18 protein-coding genes are annotated in these 19,434 nt (G+C 53.1%); 14 read left to right on the forward strand and 4 right to left on the reverse strand.

What is annotated here, in order from left to right; genetic code table 11:
- Positions 1-10 precede the first annotated feature (10 nt).
- From QQZ12_RS10240 to QQZ12_RS10250, 3 genes are all read right to left on the reverse strand, one after another.
- A complete protein-coding gene (locus QQZ12_RS10240) occupies positions 11-265 on the reverse strand; it encodes an HPr family phosphocarrier protein (RefSeq protein WP_022737089.1) in 255 nt (84 codons plus the stop codon).
- 219 nt (positions 266-484) lie between these two features.
- The gene (locus QQZ12_RS10245; protein WP_022737088.1) at positions 485-814 is read right to left on the reverse strand and encodes a PTS sugar transporter subunit IIB; all 330 of its coding nucleotides are present in this window, start codon (positions 812-814) and stop codon (positions 485-487) included.
- A 166-nt stretch (positions 815-980) separates the two neighbouring features.
- Positions 981-3,203 carry a sigma 54-interacting transcriptional regulator gene (locus tag QQZ12_RS10250; protein WP_284724381.1) on the reverse strand — a complete coding sequence of 741 codons (2,223 nt, stop codon included), beginning with the start codon at positions 3,201-3,203 and terminating at the stop codon, positions 981-983.
- A gap of 214 nt (positions 3,204-3,417) precedes the next feature.
- On the opposite strand from QQZ12_RS10250, the gene QQZ12_RS10255 reads away from it, so the two are divergent.
- The 13 genes from QQZ12_RS10255 (at position 3,418) to QQZ12_RS10315 (ending at position 15,475) form a co-directional block, all read left to right on the forward strand.
- Positions 3,418-4,917, forward strand: coding sequence for a carboxypeptidase M32 (locus QQZ12_RS10255; protein WP_284724382.1), 1,500 nt, complete (start codon positions 3,418-3,420; stop codon positions 4,915-4,917).
- A gap of 226 nt (positions 4,918-5,143) precedes the next feature.
- Entirely contained in the window at positions 5,144-5,782 is a 639-nt protein-coding gene (locus QQZ12_RS10260) for a lytic transglycosylase domain-containing protein (RefSeq protein ID WP_102993332.1), read from the forward strand.
- Between the two features lie 75 nt (positions 5,783-5,857).
- Positions 5,858-6,013, forward strand: a complete 156-nt coding sequence (locus QQZ12_RS10265) for a hypothetical protein (RefSeq protein ID WP_189318894.1) — start codon at positions 5,858-5,860, stop codon at positions 6,011-6,013.
- Positions 6,006-6,857: a methyltransferase domain-containing protein gene (locus tag QQZ12_RS10270; RefSeq protein ID WP_284724383.1), complete on the forward strand. Its 852-nt coding sequence runs from the start codon at positions 6,006-6,008 to the stop codon at positions 6,855-6,857. Before QQZ12_RS10265 ends, QQZ12_RS10270 begins: the two co-directional genes overlap by 8 nt.
- 51 nt (positions 6,858-6,908) lie before the next feature.
- The gene (locus tag QQZ12_RS10275; protein WP_054096241.1) at positions 6,909-7,682 is read left to right on the forward strand and encodes a sporulation protein; all 774 of its coding nucleotides are present in this window, start codon (positions 6,909-6,911) and stop codon (positions 7,680-7,682) included.
- Positions 7,683-7,975: 293 nt separating this feature from the next.
- The gene (locus QQZ12_RS10280) at positions 7,976-8,866 is read left to right on the forward strand and encodes an ATP-binding protein (RefSeq protein WP_284724384.1); all 891 of its coding nucleotides are present in this window, start codon (positions 7,976-7,978) and stop codon (positions 8,864-8,866) included.
- A 204-nt stretch (positions 8,867-9,070) separates the two neighbouring features.
- On the forward strand, positions 9,071-10,453 hold the full coding sequence (gene bioA, locus QQZ12_RS10285; RefSeq protein WP_431606306.1) for an adenosylmethionine--8-amino-7-oxononanoate transaminase: 1,383 nt from the start codon (positions 9,071-9,073) through the stop codon (positions 10,451-10,453).
- Positions 10,450-11,175: a dethiobiotin synthase gene (bioD, locus tag QQZ12_RS10290; protein ID WP_284724386.1), complete on the forward strand. Its 726-nt coding sequence runs from the start codon at positions 10,450-10,452 to the stop codon at positions 11,173-11,175. Before bioA ends, bioD begins: the two co-directional genes overlap by 4 nt.
- A complete protein-coding gene (gene bioB, locus QQZ12_RS10295) occupies positions 11,168-12,148 on the forward strand; it encodes a biotin synthase BioB (protein WP_102993328.1) in 981 nt (326 codons plus the stop codon). The genes bioD and bioB overlap by 8 nt, the downstream gene beginning before the upstream one ends.
- Positions 12,145-13,329: an 8-amino-7-oxononanoate synthase gene (bioF, locus tag QQZ12_RS10300; protein ID WP_284724387.1), complete on the forward strand. Its 1,185-nt coding sequence runs from the start codon at positions 12,145-12,147 to the stop codon at positions 13,327-13,329. The genes bioB and bioF overlap by 4 nt, the downstream gene beginning before the upstream one ends.
- Positions 13,326-14,018: an alpha/beta fold hydrolase gene (locus tag QQZ12_RS10305; protein WP_102993326.1), complete on the forward strand. Its 693-nt coding sequence runs from the start codon at positions 13,326-13,328 to the stop codon at positions 14,016-14,018. Before bioF ends, QQZ12_RS10305 begins: the two co-directional genes overlap by 4 nt.
- Positions 14,011-14,823, forward strand: coding sequence for a malonyl-ACP O-methyltransferase BioC (bioC, locus tag QQZ12_RS10310; protein ID WP_102993325.1), 813 nt, complete (start codon positions 14,011-14,013; stop codon positions 14,821-14,823). Before QQZ12_RS10305 ends, bioC begins: the two co-directional genes overlap by 8 nt.
- 265 nt (positions 14,824-15,088) lie before the next feature.
- A complete protein-coding gene (locus QQZ12_RS10315) occupies positions 15,089-15,475 on the forward strand; it encodes a hypothetical protein (protein ID WP_102993324.1) in 387 nt (128 codons plus the stop codon).
- Positions 15,476-15,565: 90 nt separating this feature from the next.
- Here QQZ12_RS10315 and QQZ12_RS10320 read toward each other — a convergent pair whose 3' ends face one another.
- The gene (locus QQZ12_RS10320; RefSeq protein WP_102993323.1) at positions 15,566-16,564 is read right to left on the reverse strand and encodes a ketoacyl-ACP synthase III; all 999 of its coding nucleotides are present in this window, start codon (positions 16,562-16,564) and stop codon (positions 15,566-15,568) included.
- Positions 16,565-17,055: 491 nt separating this feature from the next.
- On the opposite strand from QQZ12_RS10320, the gene QQZ12_RS10325 reads away from it, so the two are divergent.
- A complete protein-coding gene (locus QQZ12_RS10325; protein ID WP_102993322.1) occupies positions 17,056-19,431 on the forward strand; it encodes a 3-hydroxyacyl-CoA dehydrogenase/enoyl-CoA hydratase family protein in 2,376 nt (791 codons plus the stop codon).
- Positions 19,432-19,434: the final 3 nt, after the last annotated feature.

Genomic DNA, 19,434 nt, shown 5'->3' on the forward strand with positions numbered 1-19,434 from the left:
CCCTTAATCATTACGAAAGCGTTGCGATGATTTCCGCCAATTTATTGACAGCTGCTTCTGCATCTTCGCCTTCAGCGCGGATCGTAATCTCATCATTTTGTTTGGCAGCCAAGGACATTACGCCGAGCAAACTTTTAGCGTCTACTTCTTTTCCGTTTTTCACTAATTTGATAACGCTTTTGAATGCGGAAGCCTCTTTCACCAAAAGAGCTGCTGGACGTGCATGCAATCCGCTTGCGTTGGTAATGGTTACTGTTTTTTCCATAGGTCTTCACAAATCCTTTCTTACGGTTTATTTGAATGGGGCGTGCGGCCTTCCCAAGAATGGCTCGCATGCCTGCCAGAATGGATGATCCCGTTTGGCGGGAAGATCCGCGATGTTTTTTTCATCTTCTGGCGCTGTTTGTGACAGTTTAAGGTGTCAGATGAAACAGCGTTTTTTGTTGTACGCTTTCATTTGTCTGTGTGCCAAAGGCGTTATGGTTCAAGAGGAGAAAGGAATGGAGGCGAGCGCCATTGCTTGCTCCAACACTTTTTCGCCGTTCATGGTGGCGAAGGCTACCGGGTTCACCATGGCCAAGGGGATGGCATGGGCATCCGCCTTTTTTTGCAGGTCACGCTTATGATGTCCGATTTGCGGCTCCAATAAAATCACATCAACCAGCGGCAACTTCGCTTGGCACTCATGGATCCCGACGGCTTCAGCCACTAATGGAACCCCTTTGTCCTGCGCGGCTTCATTGATTTTTCGACATAGCACGCCGGAAGAGGCGCCCCAACTGCACACAAGCAATAAACGGATGGTGCGACCCATCGGTTTGTCCCTCCCCGGTGACAGGTTTTTTACTTCAAGATGGAAAAACCGTTTTCGGGGGATGGCACCCATATGACGTGCAATTTTGATGCCAACCCTCGTAACGGGCGGTAAATGAAGATGAACCGGGAAAGTGTGCAAAAACAGGTTGCACACTTCGCACGGTTCATGAAGAAATGGATCTGTTTGTTGTTTCGGCAGACAAACGAGCCAGTTCATGCGCGGCGGCGGGCGGAAAACGGACACCCATGTCTTGTTCCAATTGTTGCAGAAAACCCTCCCACAGCGTCAGATGGGCGGTGGGCGGTTTGGGAGCAGGCGGACTTTGGGAGGACACTTTGGCTTGCGTCCGGTGTAATTGGGCAGCAAGGAGTTGATCCATGTAAATGCCCAAGTGCATCCACATGCCCATCTCCCGTTCGGGCGTCCAATCGAACAGTTCCCGAAAGCGGGGCGCTTCTTGCTCAATCAATCGCACCAACCGTTTGGGGTTATAATGGGTTATTGTGTCCAAAAGCCCTTGAAGGATGAGTTCTGGCACCCGTTCCGGCGTCAACGGGATTTCCGATTCTTGCACCGACTGTGGTTTGCGGGTCTTAGCCAAATGGTGCGCCAACTTGCGGAATCCTTCTGGCTGGTACAACTCCCATGCTGGGAAATAAGGGATATCCGTCAGGGCGGGCGGAACCGTGCCCACGATGGCAATCAAGTCATAGGTTTCCCGCAGCTGCTCTAAACCTGGGGACCGGCGCGTAAACGGATCGATTTGCGCCGAGCGGACCACCACATCACTGTCGGCGGGCGGCAGGCGCTTTGCCAACCAACTTTCCAATGTGGACGCGGCCCCTTCCCCGGTGAGACAGACTGTGGCGATGCACCGCTGTTTGGCCGGATCGGTTTGTCCATCCAGCGAGAAAAAGAGTGCGATCAAGTCCAATTCATATTCAGGCAGGCGCAGCCGGTAATGCTCTTCCAAAGCACGGCCGATTTGCCGCGCCAGTTTTTTGTGCAGAGGAAGGACAGGCAAGTCGGATAGCACGGGCTGAGATGGGCGCCGTTCCGGTTGCCGGATGAAGGCTTGGATGTGCAATGCCAACGCTTTCAGTGGAAATGGCTGTGCCGCTTGTGGGAGTTTGTCACGCCACGGTGAGAGCGTCTGCTCCAACAATTGGAGCAATTGTGGGTCTAGCGGCGGTTCGCTTTCTTGGGAATCGCCTGGTTTGAATGATGTAACCAAGCGGCGGATGTAGGAATTGACCGTTTCCTGAAGTTCCCGTTCCATTTCCAGGGGTGTCGCTCCTTGCTGTGACAACAGGGCATGGCGATGCAACAGTTGCTCATAAATATTGTCTGAGGGCACCTGTTTCAAACGGGAAGCGATGGCCGTGGTCACTGGCCCTTGTTGGCGCAGGTGTGTAGGCAAATCGTTGATGGTGACGATCACTTGGTCTTTGCGGTGACCAAGCTGACGCAGAAAGGCTCTGGCGCAAGCGATTTGAATGTCACTCTTCAATTGGCCGATATTGCCCGGACAGGGATAGGACAAAAAACGGGCCCGGCATTCCTCTGTCACAGTCAAGGGTACCCCCATCTGCGTTTCTTCCTCTTTCAAGAAAGTGGAGAGTAGCCGCGCTCGTTCTTGCGGGGGGCGTTCACGTAGCGGAGGAATGGTCAGCTTGACTGAAAAACGGCGCATCAATGTGGGCAGTAAGGCGGCATCCGGTGCTTCCGTGGTAGCGCCGATCAGGCGGATGGCCACCGTTCGTTCAGCATGGGTCTCCCCTAGCCGGCGAAAGCTCCCCTGATCCATCAGGGAGAATAGCATTTCCTGACCCGATGGGGGAAGGCGGTGGATCTCATCCAAAAAAAGAATGCCGCGATCGGCCCGTTCCACCAAGCCCGGCTTGTCTTCTACGGCTCCGGTGAAGGCGCCTTTTCTCACCCCGAATAGCTGGGCCAGCAAGAGCTCAGGATTTTGGGCGTATTCGGCGCAGTTGAAGGTGATAAACGGTGTGCCCGGCGATAAGTGGCCTGCTTCCGTGGCGACTTGAACCAGTGTTTGCGCCATGTGTGTTTTACCCACCCCTGTTTCACCGGTGAGCAAGATGGGTAATCCGTGCGGGGGATACAATAAAGCCGCCAATGCTTCTTTCAACAGGTCGGCGATCCCGGAATGGGCCGCTTGCATCGGAAATGGAGCCTCTGGCTGGGTTGGACGGTATAGAACTGGTCGCCCGGCAATTTTTTCCGCCAACCCCTGTTTGACGAGTTGGTTGAGGTAGCGACTGACGGTTGAACGGTCTAAGTCCAATTGTTTTGCCAACTCTCCCGCAGTGGTTCCTGCTGGCTGTTTGTTCAGTTGTTGATGGATGGCATCAAGTTTTTTCATACTTCCTTTTCGCTCCGTGTAAAAGTTGGTGATTCTATCATACACACTTTGCACACTAATTGTCGATTGGATTCCTTAGGATTAATTGGCAAGTTAAGGGATTAAGGAGCGTTGTTCTCTGCGGAAATCATTTCGGGAGCAGGAAGAATGTCTTATATGAAGAAATTCAATTAAGAATGAACGATTCAGCGCATAAGATAAGTGAGGGAACAAAATGGAAAAGAAATGGCAAGAGTTGAAAAAGCGGCTCAAGGAAATTTATGATTTGCAATCTGTAATCTCACTGTTGAATTGGGATCAAAATACATACATGCCCCAAACGGCAGGAGGTGCGCGGGGTAGCCAATTGGCGGCTTTGGGACGAATTGCGCATGATAAGCTGACTGATCCCCGCTTGGGTGAACTTTTGGAAGAATTGGATGGCCAATGGCCGTCTGACTCCCTTGAAGCGGATTTGATCCGCGCGGCGAAAAGAGAGGTTGACAGGGAAACAAAGGTGCCAGCGGATTTTGTTTCCCGCTTCTATCAAAATACCTCAGAAACCTATCAGGCTTGGGTAGCCGCCCGGGAGGAAAATCGTTTTGACAAGGTGGCTCCGCATCTGGAACGAACATTGGAGCTGAGCCGGGAATACGCCCATTATTTCTCCGGCTTTGATCATGTGGCCGATCCGCTGATCGACCGCGCCGACTATGGCATGAAAGCCAAAGAGCTGCAAGCGTTGTTCGGGAAATTGCGCAAGCAGTTGGTACCATTGGTGGAGCAGGTGACAGCCGGTCCGGAGGTGTCGCAAGCCTGTATTAAACAGCACTTTCCTAAAGAAAAGCAATTGGCTTATGCGAAGCAACTGATCAGTGCGATGGGCTTCGATTTCAACCGCGGGCGGCTTGACTTGGCACCTCATCCGTTCATGATTCGATTGGCGCACGATGATGTGCGAATCACAACGCGGGTCAATGAAGAGGATGTGACGGAGGTGCTGTTTAGCACCATCCATGAAACGGGGCACGCCTTTTATGAGTTGGGTATAGACGCTGATCTGGAAGGAACACCGTTGCATACGGGAGCCTCGTCAGGGATTCATGAAAGCCAATCCCGCTTGTGGGAAAATGTCGTCGGCCGGAGCCGGGCATTCTGGCAAGCGCACTATCCTTCTTTACAAGCCGCTTTTCCCTCCCAGCTGGGGAATGTTTCCTTGGATGACTACGTGCGGGCGATCAACCGGGCGGAGAAGTCGCTCATTCGCATTGAAGCGGATGAATTCACATACAATCTGCATGTTATCATCCGCTTCGATCTGGAAATGGCCATGTTGGAAGGAAAACTGGACGTCAAAGATTTGCCGGAGATGTGGCGCTCCCGCTACCAAAGTGATCTTGGAATCAGTCCGACGGATGATAACCACGGGGTGCTTCAAGACATTCATTGGTATGCTGACTTCATCGGCGGGATGTTTCAAGGATACACCCTCGGCAATATCCTCAGTTGCCAATTTTATGAGGCCGCATGCCGCGTCCATCCGCAGATACCGGACGAAATCGCAAACGGAAACGTATCGACCCTCCATGGTTGGTTGAAGGAGAACGTATACCGCCACGGAAGCAGATGGACGACGACCGAGTTGGTGCGGCGAGCGACCGGTTCCGAGATGACGATCGCCCCTTACATCGCTTATCTGAAGCGGAAAGCAGACGAGTTGCACCTCGGGCGTTAAGCCCCGCCCCACCCCTGCGCATCATATCTCGCGGGGGTGGGGCGGTTTGGTGCTGGGCCGTCTTCGCCTGTGTGCGAAAAATATACACAAATCGTTTAATTCATCGCGAAGGTTGTGAATTGACGCCGCTTAAAATTAAGTTTATCGTGGAAGGTAGATTATTGACGGTATTGTTTACATGCATGACAATCGGACTTCCACAAGGGGAAAGATAGGTTGATCAATAATGGAGCAGATGAATATAAAAAAGTGGATCAAGCCAGCGGTGGAAGCTCTTCCGTCTAAGCGGGTGATTCTGCTGGCGTTTGCCGTGCTGCTAGTGTTTGTGATGGTGGCCATTCCCTTGTTTAATCGGTTGATGTATCCGCTTGAATATGAAGAGTATATCTTTGATAGTGCACAAGAGACGGGAGCAGATCCGTTTCTGGTCATGGCGGTGATCCGCCAGGAGAGCAAGTTCGATCCAGACAAGAAATCGGCGGTTGGCGCGCAAGGGCTGATGCAGCTTATGCCGTCGACAGTCAATGATATCATTCGGAACGGACATTTTTCGCCCGCTTTTCGAGACTATGTGTTTGACCCGGCGACGAATATCCGAATGGGTAGCTGGTACATCAAGTTTTTAAGTGACCGTTACAAAGGGAATTATGTAGCTGTGATTGCCGCGTACAATGCCGGTTTAGGAAATGTGGATAAATGGTTACGCACCGGGGTCTGGGACGGGACGAGGCAAAACCTCGATCAGATCAAATATGGTGAGACGCGCCATTACGTGGCTCGCGTAAGCTATTACTACGAAAAGTACAAACAGTTGTACAAGGATAATTACGAAGAGTATCTGAGAGAACAGAAGGAGAAAAAATAGAAGCCAAAATAAAAATCCGGCTGGGATTCCACCGGATTTTTCCCTTTTCGGCGGAGTGCAGGAGATTGGAGACAGATGATAGAAAAGTTATCCCGTCGGCAGGCGATCTTGCTTCTAGCGCCCCTTGGGCGGGATGACCGCCGGAGAAGCCGCAGTAAGCGGCTTGAGCATCCGGTTGCCGACGAAGATGGCGACAAAGGTGTCAAAAGGGGAGGAGAAGCCGGTGGATAGGGAGAAGGAGAAGCAACAGCGCGTCAATCGCTTTAACCGGGCTTCGCTCATTTATGACGATTATGCGGAGAGTTACCGGAAAGTCGCTTGCCGCCTTCTGATGCAACTGGATCGCCATGGGTGGCCGCCACCGCGTCGGATATTGGATGTCGGATGCGGGACGGGCCATATGACACAATTGATTCTGGAAGCATTTCCGGAAGCGGAGGTCGTCGCTCTGGATATCGCCGACCGCATGGTGCGGGCCACCTGTGAGAAAGTGGGAGATGATCGCTCCCGGCTGAAAGTGGTGGTCGGCGATGTGGAGGACGTCGACTTGAGCGGGTTGGGGCCGTTTGGCCTGATTGTGTGCAATGCGGTGTGCCATTGGTTTCGGGAGCCGCTGAAGACGTTCGGAAGATTGGCGGACAATCTGGAAACGGGCGGACGCCTGCTAGCTTCCATTTACGGGCCGGACAACTGCGCTGAACTGGGTGCGCTGTTTGGCCAAGTGGAGGAAGAATGGAATCTCCCCCGCGAGCAACACTTGTTTCCCACCCGTTCATCGAAAGAGTGGGAAGAGTTATTGACGGCGGCTGGACTCGTCAAAATCGACTCGTGGGAGAGTTGGATGCGCTTGGAATATGCGAATGGCCTTTCCTTTTTGAAAGCGATCAAGGCGGTGGGGGAAGCGGCTGGTCGGACGAGCCATCCCCTTTGGCTCCAACGGCGCATACTTCTAGAGGTGATCCGGCGTTATGAACGGGCGCACCGCTGTGGAAACGGGGTGTATGCCACCATGCATTTTTTGCAGTTTCTTTTTGAAAAGACAGATGACCCATCAGAGGTAATGCTGTTTAAATAACATGAATTTATGATAGGATTAGGTTGAAAACATCGAAAGGGCTGAAAATGAATGTTAAAAAACATCTTTGCTTCTTTTGGGTTCGGCGCTGCAAAGGTCGACCTGGTATTAGATGATTTTCGGCTGAAAATGGGACAGCCTGTGACGGGGAAAATCGTCTTGACCGGAGGGCAGGTCGAACAAGCCATCGAAGGGTTGGAAGTGGAGTTTCGCTTGGCTTCCGCTTATCAGCGCGGGGACAATATCGTCAATGTCAACGAAACGATCGCAACTATTCCGGTTACAGAGGAAACCTTTCAGGTGGCCCCAGAAGAAACAAGAGAGTATCCATTCACTTTTGTTTGCCCAGAATTTATTCCGGCGTCATCAGTGAATACGCGATATTATTTCCAAACCAACCTGGAGATCAAAAGCGGCATTGATGCGCAGGATCGCGACTTTGTGGATGTTTACCCATCCGGCCTGCAAGAATATTTCTGGGATGGGTTTAACAAGCTCGGCTTTGTGCCGCACGAAGAAGGCTACACTGGTAAGAAAGGCGGCGGCTTCCAAATCATACAGTTCCGGCCGACGGAATGGTTGCGCGGCGAATATGACGAGATCGTCTTTATGTTCCAGCCGGCACATACGCAAAACGGGGTGGCTGGCTTTTTCGAGCTGGACAAAAAGGGCAAAGGCCTACTCGGTCTGTTGGCTGACGAATTGGATTTGGATGAAAAGAAGGGGCGGTTTGTGTTCACCAAAGCCGATCTCACTTCTGGCGAGTACGCCGCGGAAACGATTCGGCAGTTTATCAATCACCACGCCAAAGACTTGATCGGCTAACTGGCTAAGCGGCCAGCAAAAGATGCCGACAGGCGCTGATAAAGACGCAAAAACCAAGCCATGTGAGATCAGGCTTGGTTTTTGCTTTTTTCTACGCCGCTTATCACGTGGCATTTTACGTTGTTCGGTCCGCACCCTGGGGGAGTCGTGATGGAAAGGCACCTTGCAAACGGGTGGTTTTTTTTGTATGTATTGGCAAGATTGATGGCGTTTGAATGCGGTTTTCAGAGGGGATTTGTCAGTGAACGGTTGGATTAGGCTAGATCGCAACTGTCAAAGGAGGAGCGGAGACCGTGGAAGAGGTTCGTGTCTTGTTGGTCGATGATGAACGGGAGATCTCGCAATTGATCCAGATTGTGTTGCAAAAAGAAGGGTTTAGTCATGTGGCATTGGCTGAAGACGGCCGCGAAGCCTTGCGGTTGATCGACGAGTTCCAACCGCACATCATTGTGCTTGATGTCATGTTGCCCGACGCCAACGGCTATGATCTGCGGGAACGGACGGAAGCGCCGATTTTGTTTTTGACTGCGCGCAGTTCGGTGAAAGGATACGCTGATTTGCCGGCGGAAGAGCAGTACGACTGGGAGCCGGCAGAGATTCGCCGCTATGCCGGGGTGATCCGAGACAAGGCGCATTATATGGAACAGTTGATTGCGGATCTAAATCTGACGTTTCGCTTGAAGAATGAGGCATTGCCACTTCAGTTGGCGGAGCATGATCTGGTAGAGGTGGTGCGGCAAACGGTGATCGATGTGATGAACGATCCATGTTCGGAGGCGTATGCTTTGTCATTTCAACCGTTTGTGGATCGCGTGATGGTGCGGTTGGATAAAGAGTGGTTTCAACGTGCGTTACATAATTTGTTGGCCAATGCGGTGACGCATAATCCACCAGGGACGGAAGTAAAGGTGTCGGTACAGTCAGAGACGGATCGAATGGTGATCGTGGTGGAAGACGACGGCCAAGGCATGGATCAGGAGACACAAGGGATGTTGTTTGAACGGTATTATCGCGGAACGAATACGGCAAAGCATTCCCAAGGCACGGGTCTGGGAATGGCGATCGCCAAGCAATTGATTGAGGCACATGGGGGTGAAATTCACATCAGTAGCCAAGTTGGAAGGGGAACGAAGATTTCCGTTTGTCTTCCTAAGCTGACGGCACAACGCGGAGGTGATGGTTGAGTCACTGATGTTGCCGATCTCCATTTTCTATTTGTTCGGTCATTTTTTCTCCTTGCACGCAGATGGGCATAGTAAAGAATTTTCCCAAAGGCAAGGCCAAGGCACCTCTTTAAGTGGGTGCCTGTCTAATAATTGTAAACTAGATTTTATAATTAAGTTGACAATATACTGAAGTCATTCCTATTATTAATGTAAACCTATTGTTTGGTATTGGTTTACATAAAGGGGGATAGTGGCTTGGCGACGTGGAGTTATGACGAGTTGCTGGAGAAAAATCGGCGCTTTCTATGGAATCCATTTACACAGATGAAGGGGTATTTGGAAGATGAGCCCTTGATCATCGAACGGGGAGAAGGGGTTAAGCTTTACGATGTGCGGGGCCGGGCGTATTACGATGGCAATGCGTCGGTATGGCTCAATGTGCATGGCCATGGGCATCCAAAGCTAAATGCTGCGATACGAGAACAGCTGGATCAAGTGGCCCACAGCACGTTGTTGGGGATGTCAAATGTCCCCGCGTTGTTGTTGGCGGAAAAGCTGGTGCAGTTGACCCCAGAGCGACTGCAAAAAGTGTTTTATTCCGACAGCGGGGCGGAAGCGGTGGAAATCGGGTTAAAAATGGCTTACCAGTATTGGAAATTGCGGGGACGTCCAGAGAAACAAGTATTCATCAGCATGAAGAACGCTTATCACGGCGATACGGTTGGAGCGGTGAGCGTGGGAGGGATGGACACGTTTCACACCACTTTTTCCGGGATGCTGTTTCCGACGCTGAAAGTGTCTTACCCTTATCCTTATCGTTTTGATGGTTCGCCAGAGGCCTGCCGGCAAGCCTGTTTGGATGAGTTGGCTGAGGTGTTGGCGGAACATGGGGATAAGGTGGCAGGATTGATCGTTGAACCGATGGTGCAGGGTGCGGGAGGCATGATCATGATGCCGCCAGGAACGTTAGCTGAGATCGAAAAGCTTTGCCGGGCGCATGAGGTGCTGTTGCTCATTGATGAAGTGGCCACCGGATTCGGACGGACCGGGCGGCTGTTCGCCTGTGAGCATGAAGCGGTGCAACCGGATATCATGATGGTCGGCAAAAAGCTGACCGGCGGATATTTGCCGGTGGCAGCGACACTCACCTCCGATGAGGTGTATGACGCTTTTTATGGCGAACACCATGAAGGCAAAACGTTCTATCACGGACATTCTTATACGGGAAACCAACTGGGATGCGCGGTGGCGCTAGCCAATTTGGCACTGTATGAGGAAGAGCGCGTGCTAGAGCATGTGGCTAAGGCCAGCCGGCACCTGGCGGAGTGGCTAGAGCCGATGAAGGCCCTGCCCCACGTCGGAGAAGTGCGCCAACTCGGCTTGATGGTCGGCATCGAGTTGGTGAAGGATAAGGTGACCAAAGAGCCGCATCCGTGGGAGGAAGCGATCGGGGCGCGGGTTTGCCGACGGGCGCGGGAATTGGGGCTGATCACCCGGCCACTGGATCACGTCGTCACCTTCATGCCGCCGCTAGCTACTCCCCTCGCCGATTTGCAAGCGATGGTTGGGATTCTGGAACAGGCGATCAGGGAGGGGACAGCGTGATTCCGGGAAACGGCTTGTTTATCACTGGAACGGGAACGGAGGTTGGCAAAACCGTGGTCACGGCGGCCTTAGCGTGGGCTCTGCGGGAGCAGGGACTCCGTGTCGGGGTGATGAAGCCGGTGCAAAGCGGAGGCCGCTTAATAGACCCTGACACGGATGGGATGCGGTTGAAGACGTGGCTGGATCTTTCCGAACCAGTGGATGAGATCGTCTGTTACCACTTCCCGGAACCGGTGGCACCGGGGCTGGCTGCTGAATGGGCCGGGGTGGAGATTGCGCGCGAGCCGATCTTGCGTAGGCTGGGAGAACAGGCGCGAGCATGCGATGTGGTGCTGGTTGAGGGGGCGGGCGGATGGCTGGTTCCGCTTGGCGCGGATTGGACCATCGCCGACTTAGCTACCGCAATCGGGTGGCCGGTGGTGATCGTTGCGCATGGACGGTTGGGAACAGTCAACCATACGGCGCTGACTGCCCTAGCTATTCGCCAACAAGGTTTGACACCGGCTGGGGTCATCTTAAACGGCTGGCCTGCGGGGCTGGACGATCCGAGCGCGGCGGACAATCCGCGTCTGATCAGGCAAGTGGCGAAACTCCCTGTCTGGGGAAGTCTGCCTTGGCTGGAGGGGGAGCTTACCGGGGCAGTGCTTAAAGAAGCGGGATGCGCGAACCTGGATGTCGGACTGGTCATGGAAACGTTAAAAGGGGGAAACGCAAATGGGTAATTGGGAACAGCTGGCGGATAAGGCTTTGGCGGGGGAAAGATTGTCGTTGGAGGAAGGATTGGCGGTGCTAAAAGCGCCGGACGATGAGGTGTTGCCCCTGTTGCAGGCGGCATTCCGCGTACGCCGGACGTATTTCGGCAAGAAAGTAAAGCTCAACATGATCATGAACGCCAAAAGCGGTTTGTGTCCCGAGGATTGCGGCTACTGTTCGCAATCGATCGTTTCCACGGCACCCATCGAGAAGTATACCTTGCTAAAGAAAGACCAGCTGATCGCAGGGGCCAAAGAGGCGCAACGCCGTAAAGCGGGAACCTATTGCATTGTGGCCAGCGGCCGGGGACCGACCAAAGGTGAATTGGAGGAAGTCATCGCCGCGGTGAAAGAAATTAAGCAAGAAATGCCGTTAAAGATCTGCGCCTGCTTGGGAATTTTGACCGAAGAGCAAGCCCACCAGCTCAAAGAAGCCGGTGTGGACCGGTATAATCACAACTTGAACACCAGCGCCGGACATTACGCCAACATTACGACCACCCATACGTATGAAGACCGGGTGCGCACGGTGGAGATGGCCAAAGCGGCCGGAATCTCCCCTTGTTCGGGTTGCATCATCGGCATGGGCGAGACGATGGAACAAGTGGTTGAGATGGGATACGGGTTGAGGGAGTTGAATGCGGATTCGGTACCGGTTAACTTCTTGCACGCCATCCCGGGCACACCGCTTGGACATCTGGATGAGCTTAACCCGCTCTATTGCCTCAAAGTGTTGGCTCTGTTCCGCTTCCTGTTGCCCGACAAAGAGATCCGGGTATCAGGAGGGCGCGAATCCAATTTGCGTCAATTGCAACCGTTGTCTCTATACCCCGCCAACGCCATCTTTGTCGGTGATTATTTGACGACGGAAGGGCAAGCCGTTTTGACTGATCATCAGATGATCAAGGACATGGGCTTTGAGATTGAGGAGTGCGCACTGTGAGCGAAAGTTGGGAGAGCACGTTACGCGAGGAAACGGGGGCGTGGGCGGAGCGGCATTTGCTCCGCACGCTCATTCCAGCACAACAGGCGGGCCAAACTGTTCTCATCCGGGAGGGACGGCGTCTCCTCAATTTTTCGTCTAACAATTATCTCGGCTTGGCCACTCATCCGGAGTTGGGGATGGCTGTGGCCGAGTCGGTATCCCAAGGGATTGGCGGGGTGGCGTCCCGGCTGATTATCGGTCACAACGAGGAAACGGAGGCGCTGGAGCGGGAAATCGCCCGTTTCAAGGGGACCGAAGCGGCCTTGTTATTTCCCAACGGGTACATGGCCAACCTAGGGCTGTTGTCCGCTCTGCTGAAGCCGTCAGACGCGGTGTTCAGCGACCAGTACAACCATGCCAGCATCGTGGACGGGATTCGGTTGAGCGGCGCCCAATCATATCGTTACCGCCACCTGAACCTAGATCATTTGGAAGTTCTGTTGAAGCGGGCCGATGCTAAAGGAGCTAAGCGCAAGCTGATTGTCACCGATTCGGTGTTCAGCATGGACGGCGATGTGGTGCCATTATCCGATCTGGTGCAGTTGAAGCGGAAGTATAACGCCGCACTGGTGTTGGACGAGGCACATGCCGCAGGGGTGTGGGGACCCGGCGGGGCGGGTATGGCCCACCATCTGGGGGTGGCGGAGGACGTCGATCTGCATATGGGTACGTTTAGCAAAGCGTTTGGCGTGTACGGCGCATATGTAGCTGGTAAAAAGGAGTGGATTCAATATCTGCTAAACCGTTGTCGCCCTTTGATCTACACCACCGCCTTGCCACCGGTGTTAGTGGCGGCGATCCGCGCGTCCTTGCGTTTGGTGGAAGCGGGGGACAATCTGCGCCGCGATCTGCATGAACGGAGCGCGTGGTTTCGACAAAAGTTGCAAGAGGCAGGCCTATCCATCGGCGGATCGACCACCCAGATCGTCCCGTTGATTGTGGGTGAGAGCGAACTGGCGATCAAGCTGAGCCAAGCTTTAGCTGAGGAAGGCGTGTTGGCTGTAGCCATCCGTCCGCCGACCGTGCCGGAAGGGCAGAGCCGCCTGCGGTTTTCCCTGATGGCCACTCATACGAAAGCAGATGTGGAGCGGGCAGTAGCGGCGGTACTGCGGGTGGCCGAACAGGGGGCGGTGCGATGAAACAGCGGGTTCGCTGTCTTTGGCTGGCGGGTTGGTCGGCCGATGAGCGCTGTTGGCAACTGGTCATCGAGCGCTTACCAGAGGCTGAACACCAGGTGATATCTTTCCTCGATGTGGCGCCCTCTGCGGAGGAGATTGCGCGCCGCCTTCACATTGCGCCCCCGTTTGTGCTGATTGGATGGTCGATGGGCGCTTTTCTGGCGCTCCAGTATGCAGCCGCTTATCCACAGCACGTGACGGAGGTGTGCGTGGTCAGTGGTGCAAGCCAATTCATCACACAGAAACGGGATGCGCGCCTGCTTGAGAGGATGATGCGCAGAGTGACTGAAGACCCGGAGCAGGTGTTGCAGGAGTTTGACGGGCGTTTGTTCACCACTACGGAAGTCAAGCGCATTCCCGCTACAATACGAGTGATTCGCGGCTGTGCGCCTGATGCGGAAACGTTGCTGGACGGCCTTGGTTATTTGCGGACGGTTTCCGTTCGTGAACTTGCGCCTTGGCTACAGCTTCCCGTTCACTTGCTCAGTGGGGCTGCCGACCCGATTTGCCCTGTTGTCGGCGCGGAAGAGTTGGCGGAGCTATTGCCGCAAGGTGATCTGACGGTGTGGCCGGAGGTGGGTCATGTGCCGTTTTTGAGCCAACCGGACCGATTTGTCGCATGGATGAAGGAGAGGTGCAACATTGATTGACAAACAACGAGTCGCCCGTAGTTTTAATGCGGCCGCGGCCACTTACGACCGATATGCGGACGTGCAGCGGAAGATGGCTCGCCAATTGCTCGACTCCGTCATACAAGGGGGGCCATCGCCTCAGCGGGTGTTGGAGGTGGGTTGCGGGACGGGATATTTGACGGCGCTGTTGTCGGGGGCATTCCCGAAAGCAGAGATTGTAGCGCTCGATTTGGCCGAAGCGATGGTGAGCGAGGCGAAACGGCGGGTGGCGACTGATAGGGTCACATTTATTGTGGCCGATGCGGAAGCATGGTCGGCTACGGCCAAGGGAAGCTATGACCTGATCATCTCCAATGCCGCCATTCAGTGGTTTACCCAGCCGCAAACCGTGCTTGAACACTGGTTCCGCTTGTTGCGTCCGGGTGGGCGGCTGGTTGCGGGCACATTTGGATCAGATACATTTGTGGAGTTGCACCACATCTGTGCCACGGTTGAAAAAGAGTGGGGCTTGCCGACGCAGACGCATGGCTTGCCGCTGTTGTCGGCGGCGCGCTGGAAAGCGTGGTTAGATGGTGCAGGCTGGACGGAGACAGAGGTACGGGAAGAGAGGGTAAAGGTGGAGTTCGCATCTTGTCGTCAATTTTTATCGGCGCTGAAAAAGACGGGGGCCAGCCACAGCCAATCTCGCTTGCCCCTGGCGACCGAACGGCGGTTGCTCAAAGAAGTCATGAACCGGTATGACCGCGAATATGCAGTACCAGACGGGGTGATTGCCACTTATAACGTGTTGCTGATGGAAGGGAAAAAAACGGAGAAAACATGACAAACAAGCCGGGTGGTGCGTTGAACACTACCCGGCTTGTGTTGTGATGCAAAAGGTGTTAAGGCCCATGATGGATTGTTGTGATTGCCACTTGCTTTTGCGGAGAAAATTTGTTATTTTATTAAATTGTATTTTGTTTTTCCCTTTTCTTATAAATGATATGGAATCGGTGTGAAATTAACGAATTAAAGCAGGAAATCAGTCAAAAACAAAGAAGAGTGTATAGTACTATTTTAAATAATAACTTTCGCATCGGGGTGATCACATGACCTATCTTTTGCTCATCATCCTGACCTATCTGATGATGGCCGCGAATCGCCGATTGTTGGGAATCCCCGGCTTTTTCTATTACAACTGTGTCCGTCCGTTTCTTAAACTGGCCTATCGCGACCGAGTGAATCGGGTGGAAGAGGTGTACTATTGGGATATGGCGGAAGCGGTTGGCGAAAAGGCACAATGGGCCATCTTGCCTTCCTACTTGATTGCGATAGACATCTTGCCGCAGATGGAATGGTGGATACACGCCATTGTTTTTGGTGTGATTCATTATCTGTGGTGGGTCTTTTTGTCGTTTCAGCAAATGAAAAAGTACATCCCACAAACACCTGCCTTGCGGCCGCGGACGTCACCTTCGCGGGTGCAACAAGCGTAAGGAAGGGATTGGATGGGCAGATTCAGGAAAGCGTGCCAGAGAGAGGGGGTCTTACCAAACAGGTAGAACCCCTTTTTTTGTATGCTGTTTTCAGACTCGACGCCCTGATGCGGTCCAGCGAAGCAGTGAGCTCATGTGAACAAATCCCCCTCCGAAGCCGGACAATAACAACAAATCCCCTTGTTTCACTTTGCCTTCATCCAACCCCATTTGCAATGCCAGCGGAATCGAAGCGGAGGAGGTGTTACCAAAATACTCCGCGCTAAACAGTGTCTTTTCGGTCGGAAAATCAAGTCGCCCACAGACAGCGTCAATGATGCGCAAATTGGCGCTATGTGGCACAAACCAATCAATGTCGTCAAGCGTGTATTCTGTTTGTTCCAACAAGCGCGGGATTTCGCGCGACAAGGTGCTGACGGCGATCTTAAACACTTCTCGTCCGTTCTGGATCATGTATCCGTTTTTGATGATCTCCTTCCCCCGAATATGGGTGGCGAGGTCGCTTTTGTACAAATGGATGCCCGCTGAACCGTCCGTTGTCATGCGGGTGTGGATAAAACTCGCTTGGTCGGCTGGACAGGCTTCAACCATGACTGCGCCGGCGCCATCCCCCAGCAGGATGCAGGTGTTACGGTCCGTGTAGTCTGTGATTTTGGTCAGTGTTTCTGCGGCGATGACGAGGATTTTGCGGTGAAGTCCTGATGTGATCATGCCATTGGCGAGGTGAAGGGCGTAGACAAAACCCGCGCAAGCGGCAGAGATGTCAAGGGCTCCCGTGTCGGGCAATCCATAATGGTCTTGGATCTGGCAGGCGACGCTGGGAAACGAGGTGTCGGGCGTCGCAGTGGCGACCAGGATCAGATCGACCTGGTCCAAGGTGACTGGATAACGTGCCAACATATTGTCCACCGCTTTGATGGCCAGATGGCTTGACCATTCATCAGGTGCTGAGACGCGCCGCTCTCTAATGCCGGTGCGGGGGACGATCCATTCATCAGAGGTGTCAACCATTCGCTCCAAATCGGCATTGGTGAGCCGTTCTTCTGGCACATGTGTACCGATGCCGGTGATTTTCGCTAGGGAATACATCATGGGGCCTCCTTGATACCTGGCATTAGTACCTTATATTAGTACCTTATATTAGTACCAGGTTATAAACTTATACGCCGAGTATACCTCATTCCTGTGCAAAGGAAAAGGGGCATTTGCAAGGTGTGCGCTGCAAGCCGTCAAAACGGTAGAGCATGCGGGAATGTCCGTGCTGTTTTCACTAGGGCGTGTTCCCCACCAACTTGATTTGCCAGGCACACCCGAGAGATGATGTGCAGGAAAAAGAGGATATACCATCAGCGGCAAGGGTTTTCGTCTATTCAGAAAAGAAATTGGCAAAAAATTTTTATTAGCCCCTTGACGCATGAAAAAAACAGAGAAATAATATTATTAAATGATATAAAATTTACCCATTTCTAAATGATAACGCTTACTCGAAACTCTATCCGGTTGGAGGGGTTTTTTTCAGACCTCTTAATGAATGACTGTTCATTCAGATGAGGGGCGGACTTTGAGAGGAGGAATCATCGTTGGCACGCATCAAAAAAGCGGCAGTCTTGGGCGCAGGCGTCATGGGGGCAGCCATTGCCGGCCATCTCGCTAATGTGGGCATCCCCACCTTGCTCTTGGACATCGTGCCCCGCGAGTCAGTGGAGAGCAAGGATAAGAAAGAACGCAATCGGTTGGCGCAAGCAGGAAAAGAGCGCTTGTTCAAGGAGAAGCCAGCACCGCTCTACACCAAGGACGTGGCGGCACTCATTGAAATCGGCAACATGGAAGATGATTTCGACCGTTTGGCGGAAGTCGATTGGATCATTGAAGTGGTCGTGGAGAACCTCGCTATCAAACAGGGCTTGTACGAACGCCTCGAAAAAGTGTGGAAACCGGGAACCGTGGTTAGTTCTAACACTTCTGGCATTTCCATCAATAAAATGGTGGAAGGAAGAAGAGAAGCGTTTCGCCGCCACTTTTTGGGGACACACTTTTTCAATCCGCCCCGCTATATGAAGTTGTTGGAGATCATTCCCGGGAACGATACGGATCCTCAGATTGTTGAAGAGATGAAACATTTTGCCGAAGAGGTGCTGGGCAAAGGAGTTGTGCTTTGCAAAGATACACCAAACTTTATCGCTAACCGCATCGGTACCTACGGCTTACAGATCACCTTGCAAGCGATGGTCGATCTGGGCATGGGGCCGGATGAAGTGGATGACGTAACCGGGCGAGCGATGGGCCGTCCTAAGAGCGCCACGTTCCGCACACTGGATTTGGTCGGCTTGGATACCTTTGTGCATGTGGCAGGCAATGTCCATGAAAACGCGAGTGATGAAGAGGAAAAAGCGGCGTTTGAAGTTTCCCCCGTCTTGAAACAGATGGTGGAGAAAAAATGGCTGGGTGAAAAGACGGGCCAAGGCTTCTATAAGAAAGTGAAAACCGAGTCCGGAAAAGAGATTCACGCATTGGATCTGGCGACGATGGAGTATCGGCCGCGCAAGAAGTTGAAAACGCGCTCATTGGAGCAGGCCAAGAAGGCCAAAAGCTTGCCGGAGCAATTGCAAGCACTGGTGTACGCCGACGATGTGGCGGGCAAATTGGCTTGGACCATCACTAAGAAAGTGTTGCTGTATTCCGCCAAGCGCCTGGAAGAGATCGCCGGTGACATCGTCAGTGTGGACCAAGCGATGAAATGGGGCTTCAACTGGGATTTGGGTCCCTTTGAAACCTGGGATGCAATCGGATTGGTTAAATCAGTGGAACGGATGAAAGAAGAGGGAGAGACCATCCCGGCTTGGGTAGAGGCGTGGATTGCGGACGGAAACACCCGCTTCTACGAAGTGAAGGAAGGCAAGCGGCATTCCTTCCATATCGGTGGCAAGTGGGGTGAAGTGGAAGAAAACGAAAAAGTGATTTCCCTCGCCCGCTTGAAAGAGCAAGGCAAGCTCATCAAAGGCAATCGCGGTGCCAGCTTGATCGACATCGGAGACGACATCGCCTGCCTGGAATTGCATCCGCTGAAACAGGCCATCGGTGCAGACGTGATCTCCATGATCAACGCTGCCGTCAAAGAAGTAGCCGCCAATTACCGGGGGCTGGTCATCTCGGCAGAAGCCGCCAACTTCTGCGTCGGGGCCAACATCATGATGATGCTGATGGAGGCGCAAGATCAAAACTGGTTTGAACTCGACCTGATGGTGCGCCAATTCCAAAACGCGATGGGTTCCCTGCGAACCTTGGATCGTCCGGTTGTGGCTGCTCCGTACGGTTTGACGCTGGGTGGCGGTGTGGAAATGTGTCTGCCTTGCGACCGCATTCAAGCGGCGGGAGAAACGTATATGGGATTGGTGGAAGTCGGCGTGGGTCTCATTCCGGGTGGCGGCGGCAACAAAGAGATGTTGTTGCGCTGGACGGAAGGGGTTGACCCGAAGGATCGCATCTCGTTGCAACCGCTGGTCAATCACATTTTTATGGCTATCGGTCAGGCCAAAGTGTCGACAAGCGCCTTGGAAGCGCGGAAGTATAAGTTCCTTCGCGCTTATGACGGCATTACCGCCAATCGCGATCATCTCGTCCACGATGCGAAACAAGTCGCCTTGGGTCTTTATAAATCCGGTTACCAAGCTCCGAAGCCGCGCATGATTCCCGTAGTCGGCGAAACGGGGTACAACGTCTTGAAATTGGGTGCTTACGGCCTGTTGAAATCCGGTCACATCTCCGAACATGACTATAAAATCGCAGATAAGCTCGCGTTTGTCTTATCTGGCGGCAATGTGCCAGAAGGAACCTTGGTGAGCGAGCAATATCTGCTTGACATTGAGCGGGAGGCATTCCTCAGCTTGATCGGGGAGCCGAAAACACAGGCGCGGATGCAATACATGTTGAAAAAAGGCAAACCGTTGCGCAACTAGAGG

The sequence above is a fragment of the Laceyella tengchongensis genome, from assembly GCF_900182735.1.
Taxonomy (GTDB): domain Bacteria; phylum Bacillota; class Bacilli; order Thermoactinomycetales; family Thermoactinomycetaceae; genus Laceyella; species Laceyella tengchongensis.

Bases quoted from the DNA above. Each gene is read 5' to 3' on its own strand.
- QQZ12_RS10240 (WP_022737089.1), bottom strand. From the start codon at position 265: ATGGAAAAAACAGTAACCATTACCAACGCAAGCGGATTGCATGCACGT.
- QQZ12_RS10245 (WP_022737088.1), bottom strand. From the start codon at position 814: ATGGGTCGCACCATCCGTTTATTGCTTGTGTGCAGTTGGGGCGCCTCT.
- QQZ12_RS10250 (WP_284724381.1), bottom strand. From the start codon at position 3,203: ATGAAAAAACTTGATGCCATCCATCAACAACTGAACAAACAGCCAGCA.
- QQZ12_RS10255 (WP_284724382.1), top strand. From the start codon at position 3,418: ATGGAAAAGAAATGGCAAGAGTTGAAAAAGCGGCTCAAGGAAATTTAT.
- QQZ12_RS10260 (WP_102993332.1), top strand. From the start codon at position 5,144: ATGGAGCAGATGAATATAAAAAAGTGGATCAAGCCAGCGGTGGAAGCT.
- QQZ12_RS10265 (WP_189318894.1), top strand. From the start codon at position 5,858: ATGATAGAAAAGTTATCCCGTCGGCAGGCGATCTTGCTTCTAGCGCCC.
- QQZ12_RS10275 (WP_054096241.1), top strand. From the start codon at position 6,909: ATGTTAAAAAACATCTTTGCTTCTTTTGGGTTCGGCGCTGCAAAGGTC.
- bioB (WP_102993328.1), top strand. From the start codon at position 11,168: ATGGGTAATTGGGAACAGCTGGCGGATAAGGCTTTGGCGGGGGAAAGA.
- QQZ12_RS10305 (WP_102993326.1), top strand. From the start codon at position 13,326: ATGAAACAGCGGGTTCGCTGTCTTTGGCTGGCGGGTTGGTCGGCCGAT.
- QQZ12_RS10315 (WP_102993324.1), top strand. From the start codon at position 15,089: ATGACCTATCTTTTGCTCATCATCCTGACCTATCTGATGATGGCCGCG.
- QQZ12_RS10320 (WP_102993323.1), bottom strand. From the start codon at position 16,564: ATGTATTCCCTAGCGAAAATCACCGGCATCGGTACACATGTGCCAGAA.